Raw genomic sequence first — 18,359 nt, forward strand, 5'->3', positions numbered from 1 at the left:
GTCGGTCGAGTGCGACCGACCGGCTACGGCCGGTCCCCGAAGATCGTGCGGTGCCAGGACTTCCTGACCTCCGCGGTGTTGTCGAACATGACGTGCTTGATCTGGGTGTACTCCTCGAACGAGTACGCCGACATGTCCTTGCCGAAGCCGGACGCCTTGTAACCGCCGTGCGGCATCTCGCTGATGATCGGAATGTGGTCGTTGACCCACACGCAGCCCGCCTTGATCTCACGGGTGGCGCGGTTGGCCCGGTAGACGTCGCGGCTCCAGGCGGAGGCGGCGAGCCCGTACGGCGTGTCGTTGGCGAGCCGGATGCCCTCGTCGTCGCTGTCGAAGGGCAGCACCACCAGGACGGGACCGAAGATCTCGGACTGCACGATCTCGCTGTCCTGGGCGGCGTCGGCGACCAGGGTGGGCCGGTAGTAGGCGCCGCTCTTGAGGTCCCCCTGCGGGACCTCGCCGCCGGTGACCACGCGCGCGTAGCCACGCGCCCGGTCGACGAATCCGGCGACGCGGTCGCGCTGGGCGTGCGAGATGAGCGGGCCGAGGTCGGTGCCGGGCGCGAAGGGATCGCCCACGCGGACACTCGCCATGAGGGCGGCCGTCTTGGCGACGAACTCTTCGTAGAGGGGCCTTTGCACGTACGCGCGCGTGGCGGCCGTGCAGTCCTGGCCGGTGTTGATGAGCGAGCCCGCGACCGCGCCGTTGACGGCGGCGTCCACGTCGGCGTCGTCGAAGACCACGAAGGGCGCCTTGCCGCCCAGTTCGAGGTGGAGCCGCTTGACCGTGGAGGTGGCGATCTCGGCGACCCGCTTGCCGACGGCGGTGGACCCGGTGAACGAGGTCATGGCGACGTCGGGGTGGCCGACGAGGTGCTCGCCCGCGTCCTTGCCGGCGCCCGTGATGATGTTGACGACCCCGTCGGGGATCCCGGCCGCGGTCGCCGCCTCGGCGAAGAGCAGCGAGGTGAGCGGGGTCAGTTCGGCCGGCTTCAGCACGATCGTGTTGCCCGCGGCGATGGCCGGGAGGATCTTCCACGCGGCCATCTGCAGGGGGTAGTTCCAGGGCGCGATGGAGCCGACGACACCGATGGGCTCCCGGCGTACGTACGAGGTGTGGTCGCCGGAGTACTCGCCCGCGGACTGGCCCTGGAGGTGCCGGGCCGCGCCTGCGAAGAACGCGGTGTTGTCGATGGTGCCGGGCACGTCGAACTCACGGGTGAGCTTGAGCGGCTTTCCGCACTGGAGGGACTCGGCCTGCGCGAACTCCTCGGCACGCTCGGCGAGCACGGCGGCGAAGCGGTGCAGTGCGTCGGAGCGCTCGCCGGGGGTGGCGCCCGACCAGCCCGGGAACGCCTGGCGGGCGGCGGCGACGGCCGCGTCCACGTCCACGGTGCTCGCCAGTTCGTACGTGTAGACCTCGTCGCCGGTGGCGGGGTCGACCACCGCGTGCGTGCGGCCGGAGGTGCCCTTGGTCAGCCGTCCGGCGATGTACTGCGCGCCGTCCGCGAAACGGTCCTGCGCCTGGAAGCGATGGCCCGGATTGTGCATGTCGCTCTCCTCCGCCGCCCCTCCCCGTCCAGCGGGGGTCGGCGTAGCTCCAGCTCGATTTGAGTGCCGATCCTGACAGAGCAATGGCACTCCAACAAGTGATTCCGTTGTTGCCTTTTGGTTACGCGACGAATTCTGTCGATCAGTTAAGGAAGGCGTCGACCAGGTGTCGAGTCCACGGGGAAAAGGCGGGACGGATTGTCAGTGGTGCGTGCCAGACTCGCGTGCATGGGGAAGATCGACTCTTTGGCAGTCCTGACCAGGGAAGTCCGCGCGGGGGCACGGGTCAAGTACCTGCATTTCTGGGGACACCGGCCGCGTCAGGACGGACAGGTCGGCGCGAGCTGCCTGAGCCAGTGGTGGCCGTCGTCGTTCACCGTGGACGGCGTGGCGTATGCGACGGCCGAGCACTGGATGATGGCGGCGAAGGCGCGCCTGTTCGGCGACGCCGAGGCCGAGCGCGCCGCGATCGACGCGCCCAACCCCGCGCTCGCCAAGAAGGCGGGGCGGCTGGTGCGCGGTTTCGACGACTCCCTGTGGGAGCGGGAGCGCTACGGAATCGTGGTCGAGGGCAGCGTCCACAAGTTCGCCGCGCACGCCGATCTGCGGACGTTTCTGCTGGCCACCGGCGACCGGGTGCTCGTCGAGGCCAGCCCCGTGGACCGCGTGTGGGGCATCGGACTCGCTGCGGACGACGAGCGGGCCGCGGATCCGGAGCAGTGGAGGGGGCCGAACCTGCTGGGATTCGCGCTGATGGAGGCACGGGAGAGACTGCGGGAGCGGGGCTGAGCCTCAGCGCCTAACGGCTGGGCGCCACGGCCAGTGACAGCGAGGTGGAGAAGCCGCCGTCGTCCGAGGCGCCGTCCCCGCTGTCGTCGGGCACGACCAGGACGATCACCAGCACGGCGATGCCCAGCGCGATGCCGACGGCTCCGCAGATGATCCCGGCGAGCGCCTGCCCCGCATTCGTCGCCTCGCCCCGCCGCGCCTTGCGCCGCCCGACCGCACCGAAGATCACCCCGAGGATGCCCAGCACGATGGCCAGGGGCCACAGGCAGAACACCACGACCGCGATGATGCCGAGCACGAGCCCGGCGGTGCCCATCCCGTTGCTCGGCACGAGCGGCATCGCGTTCCAGCCGTAGCCGGGGGCGCCGTGATGGTGGTGCGGAGCCTGCGGGTGGCCGTATGCCGGATAGCCGTAGCCATAACCGTACGGCGACTGCCCCGGACCCTCCGGGCCAATGGGCGGCGGAGGGACGGGCTCGCCGGGGCCAAAGGGAGCTGCGGGAGCAGGAGGAGAAGAAAGGAAAGCGGCAGAGGGATACGCGGGAGGGGTGCCCCGCGCAGGCCGGGGCGTGTCCACCGGGGGCGCCCACAGATTCGGCTCCGGGCCCCGGTCGCCGGCGGCCTTGTCCAGGGGGACCTGGGACGTGGGGATGGCGCGGCTTGCAGCGGGCGTCGCGTCCGCTGGACCGGCAGACGCGGTGGGCATCGACTCCTCCGAGAGCGAAGCCGGTGCGCTGCTGTCGGCGGAGAATGCGGAAGCGACCGGGGACGCCCACGGCACCGGTGCGGCGGCTTGCGGTGCCTGTGCGTCGTCCTGCCCGGAGGACAGCGAGGAAAGACGGCCCGCATCGTCCTCCGGAGCGAGAGCCGGTGCGCTGCCGTCCGCCGGCGACGCGGAAGCGACCGGGGACGCCCACGGCAACGGTGCGGCGGCTTGCGGTGCCTGCGTGTCGTCCTGCCCGGAGGACAGCGAGGAAAGGCGGCCCGCATCGTCCTCCGGAGCGAGAGCCGGTGCGCTGCCGTCTGTCGGCGACGCGGAAGCGGTCGGGGGCGCCCAAGGCCACGAGGCGGCGGCTTCCGGGGGGTCCGGGGCCTGCGCGTCGTCGGGCATGGGTGGTGTCCCCTCTGCTCTGCCGTACGTTCCGTCATGTTACGGCCCGAGATCCGGCGGCGTAGGGCGCGTCCTACGATGAACCCTGAGTCATCGATCAGCCGATCACCCGCGCCCGCCGGCCATGGTCCGCAGGCGCCGTTCCCGGGGAGGAACCCCTTGACCCAGCACGCCGACACCCGCGATCTGCACGCCTTCATCGCCGGACTGCCCAAGGCCGAACTGCATGTGCACCATGTCGGCTCCGCCTCCCCGCGCATCGTCTCCACTCTCGCCGCCCGGCACCCCGACTCGCAGGTGCCGACCGATCACGAGGCCCTCGCGGACTACTTCACGTTCACGGACTTCGCCCACTTCATCCAGGTGTACCTGTCCGTCGTCGACCTCATCCGCACCCCGGAGGACGTACGGCTGCTGACGTACGAGGTCGCCCGGGACATGGCCCGCCAGCAGATCCGTTACGCCGAGCTGACCCTCACTCCCTTCTCCTCCACCCGCCGGGGCATCGACGAGCGGGCCTTCATGGAGGCGATCGAGGACGCGCGCAGGGCGGCCGAGGCCGAGCTCGGTGTCGTCCTGCGCTGGTGCTTCGACATCCCCGGTGAGGCCGGTCTCGAGGCCGCGGAGGAGACGGTGCGGCTCGCCACCACGGACTCGTTGCGCCCCGAGGGCCTGGTTTCCTTCGGGCTCGGCGGGCCGGAGATCGGCGTACCGAGGCCGCAGTTCAAGCCGTACTTCGACCGGGCCATCGCCGCCGGGCTGCGCTCCGTGCCGCACGCCGGCGAGACGACGGGACCGGACACCGTCTGGGACGCCCTCCGGGACCTGCGCGCCGAGCGCATCGGACACGGCACGAGCTCGGTACAGGACCCGAAGCTCCTCGCGCACCTCGCCGAGAACGGCATCGCCCTGGAGGTCTGCCCGACCTCCAACATCGCCACGCGCGCCGTCCGCACACTCGACGAGCACCCGATCAAGGAGATGGTGGCGGCGGGCGCGCTCGTCACCATCAACTCGGACGACCCGCCGATGTTCGGCACCGACCTCAACAACGAGTACGCGGTCGCCGCCCGGCTCCTCGACCTCGACGAGCAGGGTCTCGCCGCGCTCGCCAAGAACGGTGTCGCCGCGTCCTTCCTCGACGAGCCCGGCAAGAAGAAGCTCGCCGAGGAGATCGACACGTACACCTCGACGTGGCTCGCACCCTGACTCCCGCCACCTTCACAATGGGCGCATGCGCACCGTGACTGCCGTCGCCCATCGCGGCGACCCCTACCGCGTCCGTGAGAACACCGTCGACTCGCTGCGTTCCGCGCTCCGCCTGGGCGCGGACGCGGTCGAGATCGACGTCCGACTCACCCGCGACAACGTGCCGGTCCTGCTGCACGACGGGTCGCTGAAGCGGCTGTGGGAGCACGACCGGCCGGTGCGCTCGCTCTCCTTCGACGAGGTGCGCGGGCTCACGGCCGGCGGGGTGCCCACGCTCGTGGACGCGCTGGCGGCGGCCGGTGACGCCCGGCTGATGATCGACCTGCCGGGCGGCCCGGACCGGCGGGCGGTACGCCGGATCGTCGACGTCGTGCGTGAGTGCGGGGCCGAGGAGCGGGTGTACTACTGCGCGGGCGCCGAGACCATGCTCGCGGTGCGCGCGGCCGACCACGCCGCGGAGATCGCGCTGACCTGGACGACCCTCGCCCCACCGCGTCCCGCGCTGCTCGCGGCGGTCCGGCCCCGCTGGATCAACTACCGCTTCGCCCTGGTCGACCGCGAACTCACCGCCCGCGTCCACCGCGACGGTTACCTGCTGTCGGTGTGGACGCCCGACACCCGCCGCTCCATGCGGCGGCTCCTCGATGTGGGCGTGGACTCGATCACCACCAACCGCATCGACGCGCTGTGCGCCCTGCGCAAGGCGTGACCCGGTAATCCTCTGAACGTGCCCTACAAGCGGGTGTGTTGGGCCACCGTCGCCGGATCGGCCGGGCTGGTGCGCGTGACGTACTGCGGTACCGGGGTGGTGTCCTTGCCAGTGTCGCGGACGAGGCCGTAGCGGATCGCGCCCTGGGCCGGGCCGGTGGTGATGTCCGTGTCGGCCGCGGTCCAGCTCGACGGGAAGACGCTCAGGCCGTAGTCGGCGCCCCGCTCGTTCACGGTGAGGGTGACCGAGCCGTCGAGGTAGAAGTACTCGTTCTGCCACATCTGCTGGGTGCCGTCCGGCAGTACGGCGTAGCCGATGGTGGGTCCGCCCATGCCGGACGTGTAGCCGTCGCCGCTGTCCGGAAAGGTGTCGTCCATCCGCCGGCCGCCGCCCGACGCCACGTGGAAGAGCTTGCCCTTCAGCCCGGTCCAGCTCGGCATGACCAGCCCGCCCGGCCGGTACTTCGGGGAGATCTGCCAGCGCACCAGGACATAGCCCTGTCCCTTGAGGGTCACGCCGTCACCGCGGTGATTCATCACGGCGTGCGCGCCGCCGGTGCTGGTGATCCCGGACTCGGGGCGGTGCGGCAGGGCGGCGGGCCGCGCGTCCGGCGCCGGGGCGTCGTCGACGCCGTCGACGACAGTGCCGTAGGCCTTGGCCGAAACGGAAGGGGAAGGCGAGGCGGACGGGGAGGCCGAGGGTGTCGGGCTCGGTGCGGCGGACGGGGTGCGGGACGGCGGACGTGCCGTGCTCGCCGCCGTCGGTGCGAGGGCCTTCGGGGGCGGCGCGTCCGGCACCTGCGTCACGACGTACGCGCCGCCGGCGGCGAGGGTCGCGCCCGCCGTCACCGCGACGGCGGGCTTGGTCAGCACGCCCAGCACCTTCGCCGACCAGCCGACCGGGGCAGCCACGGCCGCGGCCGCCGCTGTCTTGCCGCCGAGCGCCAGGGACAGCGTGAAGCCGACGGGCACGGGGACGAGGGCGATTCCGACGAGGAGCCGTTCGGCCGGTACGACGGTCTCGGCGGGCCCGGAACAGAAGGCGCAGCCCCGGATGTGCCGGGCGAGCCGCTTGCGCCACACCGAGTCGGGCCGCCCGTCCCAGCGGGCGGTCACCTCGCGCAGGTCGGGGCAGGACGAGCCGAGGGAGCGCACGATGCCGCGTGCCGCCTCCAGTCGCGCCTTCATGCGCTGGACCCGGACGGCGGCGTGCTGGCGGCTGATGCCGACGGCGGCCGCCAGTTCACGCCGGGTGAGTTCGCCCGCGACCTCCAGCCACCACAGCGACAGCAGCTCGCGGTCCTCGTCGTCGAGCCAGCGCACGGCTTCCGCGACCTCGCGCCGCTGCCCCTCCAACTGGAGCCGCAGCACGGTCAGTTCGGCGAAGTCGGCGGCCTGGTCGCCGGCGCCGTCGTCGAGTGTCTCGGAGGTCCGGCGGCGCGCCCGGTCCCGTATCTGGCGCATGGCGATGGCTACCAGCCAGGACCGGAAGCTGTCCGGGTCGCGCAGCGAGCCGAGGTTGTCGACGGCGCGCAGCATGGTCTCCTGCACGACGTCGTCGACGTCCGCGTGTCCGTTCAGGGCGCGGCCGACGATGTTGTAGACGAGGGGCAGCCAGCCGGCGACCAGCTCGTCGAGCGCGCGCCGGTCACCGGCCTGCGCGGCCGCGATGGTGGAGCGCCACTCCCGCCCGTCCACGTCCGTCCTTCCCCTGGTCTTTTCGTCTTCGGAACGTACCTTCTTGTCCATCGCCACGGCGCACGGGGCCATGTCCACGACGTTTCACCTCGGGAGACGGAGGGGGACGCTCCGCGATAACAGTTTTTCGCGAGGGTGGGCGGCGCGTGACTTTCGCCCCCGCGAGGACCCTCCCGAACCCCCTAGGGGCGACCCTTGCGCCGATGCGGGGGACGGCCCCTCCTCAGTGACGATCCCTGGGCAACGCGTACGGCCGCAGGATGAACATCATCTTCGACCGCGCATCGATCACAGGAGTGCTCAATGGCCGTACGCCGCCCCGTAGTTGCCCTCGTCGCCGCCCTCGCCCTCGGTCTCGCCGCCGGCCCCCTGAGCGCGCCCGCGCTCGCCTCCCCCGGCACGGTCGCCGCGCGGACGACCGGACCCGACGCCGAGGCCCTGCGCGCCGCGCTCGCCGGGCTCCCGGACGCGGACGCGACCGCCGCGCTGGTGCGGGTCGGGGGCACCGACGGCCGCTGGCGCGGCAGCGCGGGCGTGCACGATCTCGCCGGCGGCCGGAAGGCGGACCCGAACGCGCTCTTCCGCGCAGGTTCGACCACGAAGGTGGTCACGGCGGCGGTGGTGCTGCGACTCGCGGCGGAGGGCAAGGTCGACCTGGGCACCCCGGTGCAGCACTATCTCCCCGGGCTCCTGTCGTCCGCCTTCAAGCCCGTCACCGTACGGCAGCTGCTGAACCACACCAGCGGGATCCAGGCGGGTGACGGCTTCGGCGACGCCTTCGAGGACGCGTACGCGCACCGCTTCGACACGCTCACGCCGCAGCAGGTCGTCGCCTCGGCGGTGGCGAAGGGCCCGGAGTTCGACCCGGGTGAGCAGCAGGACTACCTGAACATCAACTACACGATCCTCGGCATGCTGATCGAGAAGGTCACGGGACACTCGTACGCCTCCGAGGCCACCCGGCGCGTGCTGCGCCCCGCCGGGATGCACCACACGTACTTCCCCGGCACCGACCCCCGCATCCACGGCCCGCACAACCACGGCTACCAGGCGGTGAAGCAGGCGGACGGCACGACGGAGTTCGTCGATGTCACCGAGTGGAACCAGGCGGACCGCTGGGCGGCCGGCGACATGATCTCCACGACCGCGGACCTGGAGCGGCTGATCACCCACCTCTTCCGGGGCGAGATCGTCCCGAAGCCGCAGTTGGAGGAGATGTTCACCGTCCCCTCGAACATCGAGGGTGCCGACATGAGCGCCGGGCTCCAGCGCTTCGAGTACGGCGGCAAGGTGTACTGGCTCAAGTCGGGCGCCCGCTACGGCTACAGCGCGGTCGTCGTGGCCACCCGCGACCTCTCCCGCACCCTCGTCTACTCGGTCAACTCCACGGACGCGAAGGGCGAGTCGATGAACCCGGTGGCGCAGCGGATCGCGCTCGCGGCGCTCAAGTAGCGAGCACGGGGGCAAAGACGGCGGTCAGTGCCTCCAGTCGCTTGATCTTCCTGCGCACGACGTACAGCGGGATCACCCCGAAGACCCCGAAGGACATGTCGATGACCGACCACCAGAAGGGGATGGAGCGGAGCGGTCCGCAGATCAGGGCGAGCGGGACGATGCCGGCGCAGGCGATCATCGCGAACTCGACGACCCAGATGTTGCGGACCGGGTCGCGGTAGGGCCCGTAGAAGGCGACCGCGATCACGAGGTGCGCGAACGCCAGCCAGTCGGTGCCGTACAGCAGGAAGGGGTACTGCTCGTCGGCGACGTCGATCCCCTGCCGTACGCGCTCGATCCAGTCCATGAGGGCGGGCAGGTGCTCCGGCACGGACAGGGACCTCAACAGGTCTTCGGTCCAGTGCAGTTCGTGCACCAGGGGGAAGGCCGTCGCCCCGCTCAGCACGAGGCAGACGACGAAGAGGACCAGCCACGCACGGATGCCCTGGAGAAGGGCGACTCTGTCACCACTGTCGCTCATGGCAGGAGCGTACGCCCTACTTGAACGTGTTCAAAACCCGCCCCGTACCCGCTGAAGGCGCTACAGCCCCGCGATCGCGTTCCACCGCTTGGCGAACTCCGTGCGTTCCGTGGACGTGATGTCGCGGGCGATCGCGAGGCGCCTGCGCATCCCGGAGTCGGGGAAGATCAGCGGGTCCTCGGCGAGGGCGGCGGTGTCCTTGTCCTTGGACGAGGCGAGGATGTCCTGGGCGGCGGGGACCGGGCAGACGTAGTTGACCCAGGCGGCCAGTTCCGCGGCGACCTCCGGCTGGTAGTAGTAGTCGACGAGCTTCTCCGCGTTGGCCTTGTGGCGGGCCAGGTTGGGGATCATCAGCGACTCCGCCCAGAGCTCCGCGCCCTCCTCGGGGACGACGAAGCGGATGTCGGGGTCGTCGGCCTGGAGCTGGATCACGTCCCCGGAGTACGCCTGACAGGCGAGGACGTCACCGCTCGACAGGTCCTTGATGTAGTCGTTGCCCGTGAAGCGCCGGATGTGGCCGCTGCGCACGTTCTTCTCGACCTGGTCGCAGACCCGGTGGAAGTCGTCCGCGGTCCACCGGGTGATGTCGACGCCGTTGCCCTGCATGAGCAGCGCGAACGCCTCGTCGAGGCCGGAGAGCAGGGTGACCCGGCCCTTCAGGTCGTCCGCCCACAGGTCGGAGACGTGCTTGATCTCGCGGCCGACCCTGCGGCGGTTGTACGCGATGCCGGTGATCCCGGACTGCCACGGCACGGTCGACCTGCGCCCTGGGTCGAAAGCGGGCGAACGCAGCAGCGGGTCAAGGTACTTGGTGACGTTGGGCTGGCGGGCGCGGTCCATTTCCTGGACCCAGCCGAGCCGGACGAACCGGGCGCACATCCAGTCGCTGATGACGATCAGGTCGCGGCCCGTCCGCTGGTGGTTCATGAGGGAGGGGCTGATCTTGCCGAAGAACTCGTCGTTGTCGTTGATCTCCTCGACGTAGTCGACGGAGATCCCGGTGCGCTCCTCGAAGGCGTCCAGCGTGGGCCGCCGAGTCGTGTCCTCGTCGTCGGTGTCGATGTACAGCGGCCAGTTCGCCCAGGTCAGCCGCTTGTCACTGGCGGAGAGGTCGGCTCCGGCACGGTCGCCGGGTGACACATAGGCGGCGGGGACCCCGCAGCCCGCGAGGGCGCCGAGCGCCGCACCACCGCCGAGGGCACGCAGCAGGGACCGACGGGACGGCGAGAACTTCTTCGGCGTGTGGGGCACGTGGGCAGCATGCCGTCATGCCCTGTGCTCGAACAATGGACGCTGCGTCAAGCGGTGGCGCACCGACCCGACACCCTGTCGATCAGTCCATACGGGAGCGGTCGCCGCGGCTCAGACCATACGGCTCAGTCCGTACGCCGACGGGTGGCGACCGGCGCGCTCCAACTGGCGAGCAGTCCGAGCGCGTCCTCCGCGCCCGTGCCCGGCACCGGCAGATAGTTGACCAGGACCTGGCCGGGCTCCGGGGTGTGCAGGATCTCGAAGTCGAGGTCGAGCGCGCCGACCAGCGGATGGCGCAGCCCGTACCGCCCGGGCCCCTTGTCCCGTACGTCCTGGCGCGCCCACAGCACCCGGAACTCCTCGCTCTTCATGGCGAGCGTGCCGATCAGCCCGGCCAGTACGGGATCGTCCTGGTGCCGTCCCGCGCCGACCCGCAGGAACGCGACCGTGGACTCCGCCTTGGCCCCCCAACTGTCCGCGAACAGCTCGCGGTAGGCGGGGTCGAGGAACACGAGATGCGCGAACGTCCGCTCGTCCGGCGGCAGTTGGCCGAAGTCGCCGAAGACGGCGGCCGCGAGGGAGTTCCAGGCCATCACCTGGGTGGCGTGCCCGCACAGATAGGCGGGCCCCGGCTGCGCGTCGATCAGCCGGCGCAGCGCGGGCCGTACGGCGGCACCCTGCGGTGCACGGGCCCTGCTGGGGCGGGCCGGCAGCGCCCGGTCCGGGCGGGCGAGGTTGCGCAGGTGCTCCTGCTCGGCCTCGTCCAGGCGCAGCGCCCGCCCCACGGCTTCGAGCACGCCGTCCGACACATGCGGGTTGCGGCCCTGCTCCAGCCGTACGTAGTACTCGACGCTGACGCCCGCGAGCTGCGCCAGCTCCTCGCGGCGCAGCCCCGGCACCCGGCGCTGCCCGTAGGAGGCCAGCCCCACGTCGTCCGGCCGGAGCCGGGCCCGCCGGGACCGCAGGAACTGGCTGAGTTCGGTACGCCGCTCTCCCACCGCTGTCATGCGTCCGAGTATCCCCGGCGGGCGGCGCGCGTGGGTGGTCAAGTCTTTCCCCCCGTTCGGACGTGCCTGTCGGGGCTCCGGCGACAGGCGCAGAGTCGTGGTCACAGGCGGCGTCCGTGCCCGACGCACGGACGGCGGCGGACAACTCATGGACGGATGTACGACGATGACTCTCCCCCGGCGCTCCCTCGGCTCGACCGGACTGTCCCTCTCCAGGATCGGTCTCGGCGGCTGGTCGTTCGGCGGTGACGGCTGGCGCTTCACCTGGGGCGCACAGGACGACGCGCAGTCGATCGCGACCGTGCACCGCGCGGTCGAGCTCGGCGTCAACTGGATCGACACGGCTGCCGTGTACGGCCTCGGGCACTCCGAGGAGGTGATCGGCAAGGCGCTGGCCGGGCTGCCCGAGGCCGACCGCCCATACGTCTTCACCAAGGCGGGCCTCGTCTGGGACCCGGAGAACCCGACCCTCGCGCCCAGCCGGATCATGCGGCCCGACAGCGTGCGCCGCGAGGTCGAGGACTCGCTGCGCCGGCTCGGCGTCGAGACGATCGACCTCTACCAGGTGCACTGGCCGGACACGGGCGCCTCACTGGACTGGGACGGCGAGGGCACTCCCGCCGGGGGCGGCCGGGTCACCCCGCTGGAGGAGTACTGGCAGGTCATGGCCGATCTGAAGGCCGAGGGCAAGGTGCGGGCGATCGGGCTGTCCAACCACGGTCCCGAGCAGCTGGAGATCGCCCGGCGGATCGCACCCGTCGACGCGATCCAGCCGCCGCTGTCCGTCCTCAACCGCACCGCCGAGCCGGAGATCGACTGGGCCGCGGACCACGGCACCGGCGTGATCGTCTACTCGCCGCAGCACTCCGGCCTGCTCACCGGTTCCTTCACCCGCGAACGCGTGGCGTCCCTCGCCCCCTCCGACTGGCGCCGCACGCACCCGGACTTCACCCGCGACCTCGATCGCAACCTGGACACGGTCGAACGGCTGCGTACGGTCGCCGAGGCGCACGGCACGACCGTCGGTGCCGTCGCCATCGCGTGGGTCCTGGCCCGGCCGGGTGTCACGGGTGCGATCGTGGGGGCCCGCCGACCGGAACAGACGGCGGACTGGCAGCGGGCGGCCGCGCTGGAGCTGACGGCGGCGGAGTCGTCGTACATCGCGGCGGGCTGACCTCCACGGTCGGCCCGGCCTCCGGGCGACCCCGGCCTCAGCGCGCGCACCAAGGACGCCCGACCACCCCGGAGGGGGAAACGGCGCGGCCCCGGACGGGATCAACTCCCGTCCGGGGCCGCGCCGTTGAAAGACCTACGCGTCCAGCGACGTCATCACGTGCTTGATGCGGGTGTAGTCCTCGAAGCCGTAGGCCGAGAGGTCCTTGCCGTAGCCGGACTTCTTGAAGCCGCCGTGCGGCATCTCGGCGACCAGCGGGATGTGGGTGTTGATCCACACGCAGCCGAAGTCGAGGGACTTGGACAGCCGCATCGCGCGCCCGTGGTCCTTGGTCCACACCGAGGAGGCGAGGGCGTAGTCGACGCCGTTCGCCCACTGGATCGCCTGCGCCTCGTCCGAGAAGGACTGCACGGTGATGACCGGGCCGAAGACCTCGTTCTGGATGATCTCGTCGTCCTGCTTCAGGCCGGAGACGACGGTCGCGGCGTAGAAGTAGCCCTTCTCGCCGACCCGGTGGCCACCCGCCTCGACCTTGGCGTGGGCGGGCAGGCGCTCGATGAACCCGGTGACCTGCTTGAGCTGGTTCGGGTTGTTGAGCGGCCCGTAGAGCACGTCCTCGTCGTCCGGCTGCCCGGTCTTCGTGTCCGCGGCGGCCTTGGCGAGCGCGGCCACGAACTCGTCGTGGATCGACTCCTGGACGAGGACGCGGGTGGCGGCCGTACAGTCCTGGCCGGCGTTGAAGAAGCCCGCGACCGAGATGTCCTCGACGGCCTTGGCGATGTCGGTGTCCTCGAAGACCACGACCGGCGCCTTGCCGCCCAGCTCCAGGTGGACCCGCTTGAGGTCCTTGGAGGCGGACTCGGCGACGGACATGCCCGCGCGCACCGAACCGGTGATGGAGGCCATCGCCGGGGTCGGGTGCTCGACCATCGCGCGGCCGGTGTCACGGTCGCCGGTAATGACGTTGAAGACGCCCTTGGGCAGGATGCCGCCGATGATGTCGGCGATCAGGACGGTGGAGGCGGGGGTCGTGTCCGAGGGCTTGAGGACGACCGTGTTGCCCGCGGCGAGCGCCGGGGCGAACTTCCATACGGCCATCATCATCGGGTAGTTCCACGGCGCGACCTGCGCGCAGACGCCGATCGGCTCACGGCGGATGATGGAGGTCATGCCCTCCATGTACTCGCCGGCGCTCCGCCCCTCCAGCATGCGGGCGGCGCCCGCGAAGAAGCGGATCTGGTCCACCATCGGCGGGATCTCCTCGGAGCGGGTCAGCCCGATCGGCTTGCCCGTGTTCTCCACCTCGGCCGCGATGAGCTCCTCGGCGCGCTCCTCGAACGCGTCAGCGATCTTCAGGAGGGCCTTCTGCCGCTCGGCGGGCGTCTGGTCGCGCCAGGCCGGGAAGGCCTCGGCGGCGGCCGCCATCGCGGCGTCGACGTCCGCCTGTCCGGAAAGCGGCGCGGTCGCGTACGCCTCACCGGTCGCGGGGTTGACCACCTCCGTGGTCCGCCCATCGGCGGCATCGCGGAATTCTCCGTCGATGTAATTGCGCAGACGACGCAGCTCGGTGCTCACTGCCCGGCCCTCCTGTCGGTGTCCAACGACCCAGGTGTCCACTACCTGAGATGCCTGGGACCCACCCTAATCCGTGCTGCCACGTTTTCAACACCCCTGGTCGCCCCAGAACTGCGAAATCCGCAAGACACGTACTCGTAAACAACGAATTTCATCGCTACGGCCTTGCGGAACTGTCGAGACGTCGTGCACAGTGAGGTCGTGGCCAGTCGAAGCGCAGACCCCAGGGACGCACGGGACACCCGTGAGTCCAGGAACGGCACTCCCCAGCTGGATGCCGTCTCCCTCGCCATCATCGAGCAGTTGCAGCAGGACGGACGCCGTCCGTACGCCGCGATCGGCAAGGCCGTCGGCCTCTCCGAGGCGGCCGTGCGCCAGCGCGTGCAGAAGCTGCTCGACCAGGGCGTGATGCAGATCGTCGCCGTCACGGACCCGCTCACCGTGGGTTTCCGCAGGCAGGCGATGGTGGGCGTCAATGTCGAGGGCGACCTCGACCCGGTGGCGGACGCGCTGACGGCCATGTCGGAAGTCGAGTACGTGGTGATGACCGCGGGCTCGTTCGACATCCTCGCCGAGATCGTCTGCGAGGACGACGACCACCTGCTGGACGTCATCAACAAACGCATCCGGGCCCTGCCCGGCGTGCGCTCCACCGAGAGCTTCGTTTATCTGAAGCTCAAGAAGCAGACCTACATGTGGGGAACCCGATAGCCGTGAGCACCAAGGACCTCAGCCGAACCGCGTACGACCACCTGTGGATGCACTTCACCCGCATGTCCTCGTACGAGAACGCGCCCGTCCCCACGATCGTTCGTGGCGAGGGCACTTACATCTACGACGACAAGGGCAAGCGCTACCTGGACGGTCTCGCGGGTCTGTTCGTGGTCCAGGCGGGCCACGGCCGTACCGAGCTGGCCGAGACCGCCTTCAAGCAGGCGCAGGAGCTGGCCTTCTTCCCCATCTGGTCGTACGCCCACCCGAAGGCGGTGGAGCTCGCCGAGCGTCTCGCGCACCACGCGCCCGGCGACCTCAACAAGGTCTTCTTCACCACGGGTGGCGGCGAGGCCGTGGAGACCGCGTGGAAGCTGGCGAAGCAGTACCACAAGCTCACCGGCAACCACACGAAGTACAAGGTCATCTCGCGTGCGGTCGCCTACCACGGCACCCCGCAGGGCGCCCTGTCGATCACCGGCCTGCCCGCCCTGAAGGCCCCCTTCGAGCCGCTCGTCCCGGGCGCGCACAAGGTGCCGAACACCAACATCTACCGCGCCTCGATCCACGGCGACGACCCGGTCGCCTTCGGCCGCTGGGCCGCCGACCAGATCGAGCAGGAGATCCTCTTCGAGGGTCCGGAGACCGTCGCCGCCGTCTTCCTGGAGCCGGTGCAGAACGCCGGCGGCTGCTTCCCGCCGCCGCCCGGGTACTTCCAGCGCGTGCGCGAGATCTGCGACAAGTACGACGTGCTGCTCGTCTCCGACGAGGTCATCTGCGCCTTCGGCCGCCTCGGCACGATGTTCGCCTGTGACAAGTTCGACTACATCCCGGACATGATCACCTGTGCCAAGGGCATGACCTCGGGCTACTCCCCGATCGGCGCCTGCATCGTCTCCGACAAGATCGCCGAGCCGTTCTACAAGGGCGACAACACCTTCCTGCACGGCTACACCTTCGGCGGCCACCCGGTCTCCGCGGCCGTGGCGCTCACCAACCTCGACATCTTCGAGCGCGAGGGCCTCAACCAGCACGTGCTCGACAACGAGGCGAACTTCCTGAAGACCCTCCAGAAGCTGCACGACCTGCCGATCGTCGGCGACGTCCGCGGCAACGGCTTCTTCTACGGCATCGAGCTGGTGAAGGACAAGGCCACCAAGGAGACCTTCACGGACGAGGAGTCGGAGCGCGTGCTCTACGGCTTCGTCTCCAAGAAGCTCTTCGAGTACGGCCTCTACTGCCGCGCCGACGACCGCGGTGACCCGGTCATCCAGCTGTCGCCGCCGCTGATCTCCGACCAGTCGACCTTCGACGAGATCGAGGGGATCATCCGTCAGGTGCTGACGGAGGCGTGGACCAAGCTCTGATCGTCGGATCCTTGTGATCCTGTGATCAACACCGGCCCCGGTGGCGCCCGTTCGAGTGAGAATGGGCGGCCCGGGGCCGCGTGCTGTCCGGCCTCCCGCCCCCGAATACCTAGCGTGCCCAGTGACCGATCGGCCCTGCCTTCGTTCCCCCGTCCGGGGGACTTGGCTCGGTGAATCAGATCTGAACGAGGTGTACGCGATGGTGGCCCCGCCGGACAACGACGTGCTCTGGGCACGTGCCCTGCACGTCAAGCACAACGGCTCGCTCGCGCTCAGCGGCGTCTCGCTCGGCGTCCGCGAGGGCGAGATCCTCGCCGTCGGCGGCCCGCGCGGCAGCGGCAAGACGACCCTCCTGCAGTGCCTGTCCGGACAGCTTCTGCCCCAGGAGGGCGAGGTCTGGTTCAACAGCACGCCCGTGCACACCATGGGCGCGCTCACCCGCGAACGGCTGCGCCGCGACCGCTTCGGCTGGATCGACCCGGCGCCGGTGCTCGTCCCCGAGCTGAACGCCTGGGAGAACGCGGCCCTGCCGCTGATGCTGCGCGGCAACGGACGCAAGGGCGCCAAGACCGCCGCCCTGGAGTGGCTGGAGCGCCTCGACATCGGCGACTGCGCCCGCAAGCGCCCGCACGCCCTGCTCCAGTCCGAGCGCCAGCGGGTGGCCATCGCGCGTGCCCTCGTCGCGGCCCCCACCGTGCTCTTCGCCGACGAGCCCACCGCCCCGCTGCACCGTGCCGACCGCGCCCAGGTGCTGCGCACCCTCACCACGGCGGCCCGCTCGCACGGCATCACGGTGGTGCTGGCCACGCACGACGCGGACACGGCGGCGCTCGCCGACCGCACGGTGTCGCTGCTCGACGGACGGCGCGTGAACACCGTCCACCTGCCCCCGGTCGCCGAGTCGGAAGGCCGGGCCGCGTGCTCGCTCTCCGTCTAGCCCGCGGGGCCCACCCCCTGGTCCAGCTCCGCCGGCTCCTGGTCGCCGCCGCCGCGGCGGGCACCGGCTTCCTGCTGCTGTGCACGCTGGGGTACGCCATGGGGCACCCGGACGACCCGGGCGGCTCGGCCCTCCGGCTCGCCTGGTGCGTCGCGCCCGCCGCCGCCACCGTGTACTTCGCGGTCGCCGTCGCCCGGACGGACCCGGGGACCCGGCCGCGCCCCGGGCTCGCGGCGGTGGGGCTCGGCCCCGGACGGCTGATGGCCATCTCCGCCACCACGACCGCCCTGTCCTGCACCCTCGGCTCGATGCTCGCGCTGCTCTTCTTCCTGCATCTGCGCGGCGACCTGACGGGGATGCCCTTCGACCGCGCCGCGGCCGACCTGCTGGCCGCGAAGGAGCCGCTCCCCCTTCCGGCCGCCCTGACCCTGCTGGTGCTCGTCCCGCTGGCCGCGTCGGTCTCCGCCGCGCTGGTGCTGCGACCGCGGGGCGGGAAGCCGGCGCGCGCCGGACGGCACGGCGCCCGCGGGGCATCCCGTACGAACGCCGAGGCGGGCCCCTACGCCGACCAGCCCGGCCGCCCGCTCGACCCGCAGCACCCCGCGCCGCCCCTCCCCGCCCCGGGCGGGCTCCCCTGGGGCACGGCCGTCCTCGCCGCGGGCCTCGCCGTGGAGACGTACGCGAGCCGCTCCGGGCAGGCCTCCGGGCCCGTCCTGCCGGGCGGCTTCGCGGGCGGACCCGCCGGGGTGCTCGCCGGCTGGACCCTCACCGCGGTCGGACTCGCCCTGGCCGGGCCCGCGATCACCCACCTGTGCGGGCGCCTGCTGCAGTCCGTACGCCCGGGAGCGCTACGGCTGCTCGCCGGGCGCATCCTCCAGGAGGAGGCCCGGCGCATCGGGCGTCCGCTGGGCGTGGTGTGCGCGGTGGCCTCCGGGGCCTACGCCGTGGCGACCCTTTACGCGGGCGCGCGCCCCTCGTTCGGGCCGCTCACCACCCTGGGCGCGCTGCTCGTCGCCGGATGCGCCGTCGCGACGCTGCTCACCGCGGCGGTCGAGGCCAGACAGGCGCGCGCGGACACCACGGCGGCGCTGCTGCGGCTGGGGGCGCCCGCGACGGTGCTGCGCAGCGCGGCGCTGCTGCGCGCGGGCGCGCTGGCCGCCGTGTTCCTCCCGCTGACCTGGATGGTCGCCGAGCTCGCGGCGATTCCGCTGGCCGGCTGAGAACACGGCTGAGAACACGTACGGAAAAGATCCGCGCGGACCGATGAGTTGTGTGCGGATCAGCCGTCTACCCCTCG

At 71.1% G+C, this 18,359-nt stretch carries 15 protein-coding genes and 1 pseudogene; 9 read left to right on the forward strand and 7 right to left on the reverse strand.

Annotated elements, in window-relative coordinates; all coding sequences use genetic code 11:
* Positions 1 to 23 precede the first annotated feature (23 nt).
* Positions 24 to 1,550, reverse strand: coding sequence for a gamma-aminobutyraldehyde dehydrogenase (locus AB5J56_RS13530; RefSeq protein WP_369232959.1), 1,527 nt, complete (start codon positions 1,548 to 1,550; stop codon positions 24 to 26).
* A 228-nt stretch (positions 1,551 to 1,778) separates the two neighbouring features.
* Here AB5J56_RS13530 and AB5J56_RS13535 point away from each other — a divergent pair, with 228 nt between their 5' ends.
* The gene (locus AB5J56_RS13535; RefSeq protein ID WP_369232960.1) at positions 1,779 to 2,339 is read left to right on the forward strand and encodes an NADAR family protein; all 561 of its coding nucleotides are present in this window, start codon (positions 1,779 to 1,781) and stop codon (positions 2,337 to 2,339) included.
* Between the two features lie 10 nt (positions 2,340 to 2,349).
* Here AB5J56_RS13535 and AB5J56_RS13540 read toward each other — a convergent pair whose 3' ends face one another.
* Positions 2,350 to 2,670: a DUF4190 domain-containing protein gene (locus AB5J56_RS13540; RefSeq protein ID WP_369232961.1), complete on the reverse strand. Its 321-nt coding sequence runs from the start codon at positions 2,668 to 2,670 to the stop codon at positions 2,350 to 2,352.
* 872 nt (positions 2,671 to 3,542) lie between these two features.
* Here AB5J56_RS13540 and AB5J56_RS13545 point away from each other — a divergent pair.
* Positions 3,543 to 4,659, forward strand: a pseudogene (locus AB5J56_RS13545) (adenosine deaminase).
* Between the two features lie 25 nt (positions 4,660 to 4,684).
* Positions 4,685 to 5,368, forward strand: coding sequence for a glycerophosphodiester phosphodiesterase (locus AB5J56_RS13550; RefSeq protein ID WP_369232962.1), 684 nt, complete (start codon positions 4,685 to 4,687; stop codon positions 5,366 to 5,368).
* 23 nt (positions 5,369 to 5,391) lie between these two features.
* Here AB5J56_RS13550 and AB5J56_RS13555 read toward each other — a convergent pair whose 3' ends face one another.
* A complete protein-coding gene (locus AB5J56_RS13555; RefSeq protein ID WP_369242534.1) occupies positions 5,392 to 7,116 on the reverse strand; it encodes an RNA polymerase sigma factor in 1,725 nt (574 codons plus the stop codon).
* A gap of 252 nt (positions 7,117 to 7,368) precedes the next feature.
* On the opposite strand from AB5J56_RS13555, the gene AB5J56_RS13560 reads away from it, so the two are divergent.
* Positions 7,369 to 8,517: a serine hydrolase domain-containing protein gene (locus AB5J56_RS13560; RefSeq protein ID WP_369232963.1), complete on the forward strand. Its 1,149-nt coding sequence runs from the start codon at positions 7,369 to 7,371 to the stop codon at positions 8,515 to 8,517.
* Here the strand turns inward: AB5J56_RS13560 and AB5J56_RS13565 are convergent.
* The 3 genes from AB5J56_RS13565 to AB5J56_RS13575 all read right to left on the reverse strand — a co-directional run bounded on the left by AB5J56_RS13565 (position 8,510) and on the right by AB5J56_RS13575 (position 11,298).
* A complete protein-coding gene (locus tag AB5J56_RS13565) occupies positions 8,510 to 9,040 on the reverse strand; it encodes a hypothetical protein (RefSeq protein ID WP_369232964.1) in 531 nt (176 codons plus the stop codon). The two genes, AB5J56_RS13560 and AB5J56_RS13565, sit on opposite strands and share 8 nt — an antisense overlap.
* Before the next feature lie 60 nt (positions 9,041 to 9,100).
* A complete protein-coding gene (locus AB5J56_RS13570) occupies positions 9,101 to 10,291 on the reverse strand; it encodes a PotD/PotF family extracellular solute-binding protein (protein ID WP_369232965.1) in 1,191 nt (396 codons plus the stop codon).
* A 125-nt stretch (positions 10,292 to 10,416) separates the two neighbouring features.
* Positions 10,417 to 11,298 carry a helix-turn-helix transcriptional regulator gene (locus tag AB5J56_RS13575; RefSeq protein WP_369232966.1) on the reverse strand — a complete coding sequence of 294 codons (882 nt, stop codon included), beginning with the start codon at positions 11,296 to 11,298 and terminating at the stop codon, positions 10,417 to 10,419.
* Between the two features lie 166 nt (positions 11,299 to 11,464).
* On the opposite strand from AB5J56_RS13575, the gene AB5J56_RS13580 reads away from it, so the two are divergent.
* On the forward strand, positions 11,465 to 12,472 hold the full coding sequence (locus tag AB5J56_RS13580) for an aldo/keto reductase (protein ID WP_369232967.1): 1,008 nt from the start codon (positions 11,465 to 11,467) through the stop codon (positions 12,470 to 12,472).
* 135 nt (positions 12,473 to 12,607) lie between these two features.
* Here the strand turns inward: AB5J56_RS13580 and AB5J56_RS13585 are convergent, their stop codons facing one another.
* Positions 12,608 to 14,047 (reverse strand): gamma-aminobutyraldehyde dehydrogenase, encoded by a 1,440-nt coding sequence (locus tag AB5J56_RS13585; RefSeq protein WP_369232968.1) that lies wholly within the window; start codon positions 14,045 to 14,047, stop codon positions 12,608 to 12,610.
* 186 nt (positions 14,048 to 14,233) lie between these two features.
* Between AB5J56_RS13585 and AB5J56_RS13590 the strand changes: the two genes are divergently transcribed.
* The 4 genes from AB5J56_RS13590 to AB5J56_RS13605 all read left to right on the forward strand — a co-directional run bounded on the left by AB5J56_RS13590 (position 14,234) and on the right by AB5J56_RS13605 (position 18,282).
* Entirely contained in the window at positions 14,234 to 14,758 is a 525-nt protein-coding gene (locus AB5J56_RS13590; RefSeq protein ID WP_369232969.1) for an Lrp/AsnC family transcriptional regulator, read from the forward strand.
* Entirely contained in the window at positions 14,743 to 16,125 is a 1,383-nt protein-coding gene (locus AB5J56_RS13595) for an aspartate aminotransferase family protein (RefSeq protein ID WP_369232970.1), read from the forward strand. Before AB5J56_RS13590 ends, AB5J56_RS13595 begins: the two co-directional genes overlap by 16 nt.
* Before the next feature lie 199 nt (positions 16,126 to 16,324).
* Positions 16,325 to 17,062, forward strand: a complete 738-nt coding sequence (locus tag AB5J56_RS13600) for an ABC transporter ATP-binding protein (RefSeq protein ID WP_369232971.1) — start codon at positions 16,325 to 16,327, stop codon at positions 17,060 to 17,062.
* Complete coding sequence (locus AB5J56_RS13605) at positions 17,044 to 18,282, forward strand: hypothetical protein (RefSeq protein ID WP_369232972.1); 1,239 nt, start codon at positions 17,044 to 17,046, stop codon at positions 18,280 to 18,282. The genes AB5J56_RS13600 and AB5J56_RS13605 overlap by 19 nt, the downstream gene beginning before the upstream one ends.
* The last annotated feature ends 77 nt before the right edge of the window (positions 18,283 to 18,359 follow it).

Source organism: Streptomyces sp. R21 (assembly GCF_041051975.1).
Classification (GTDB): domain Bacteria; phylum Actinomycetota; class Actinomycetes; order Streptomycetales; family Streptomycetaceae; genus Streptomyces.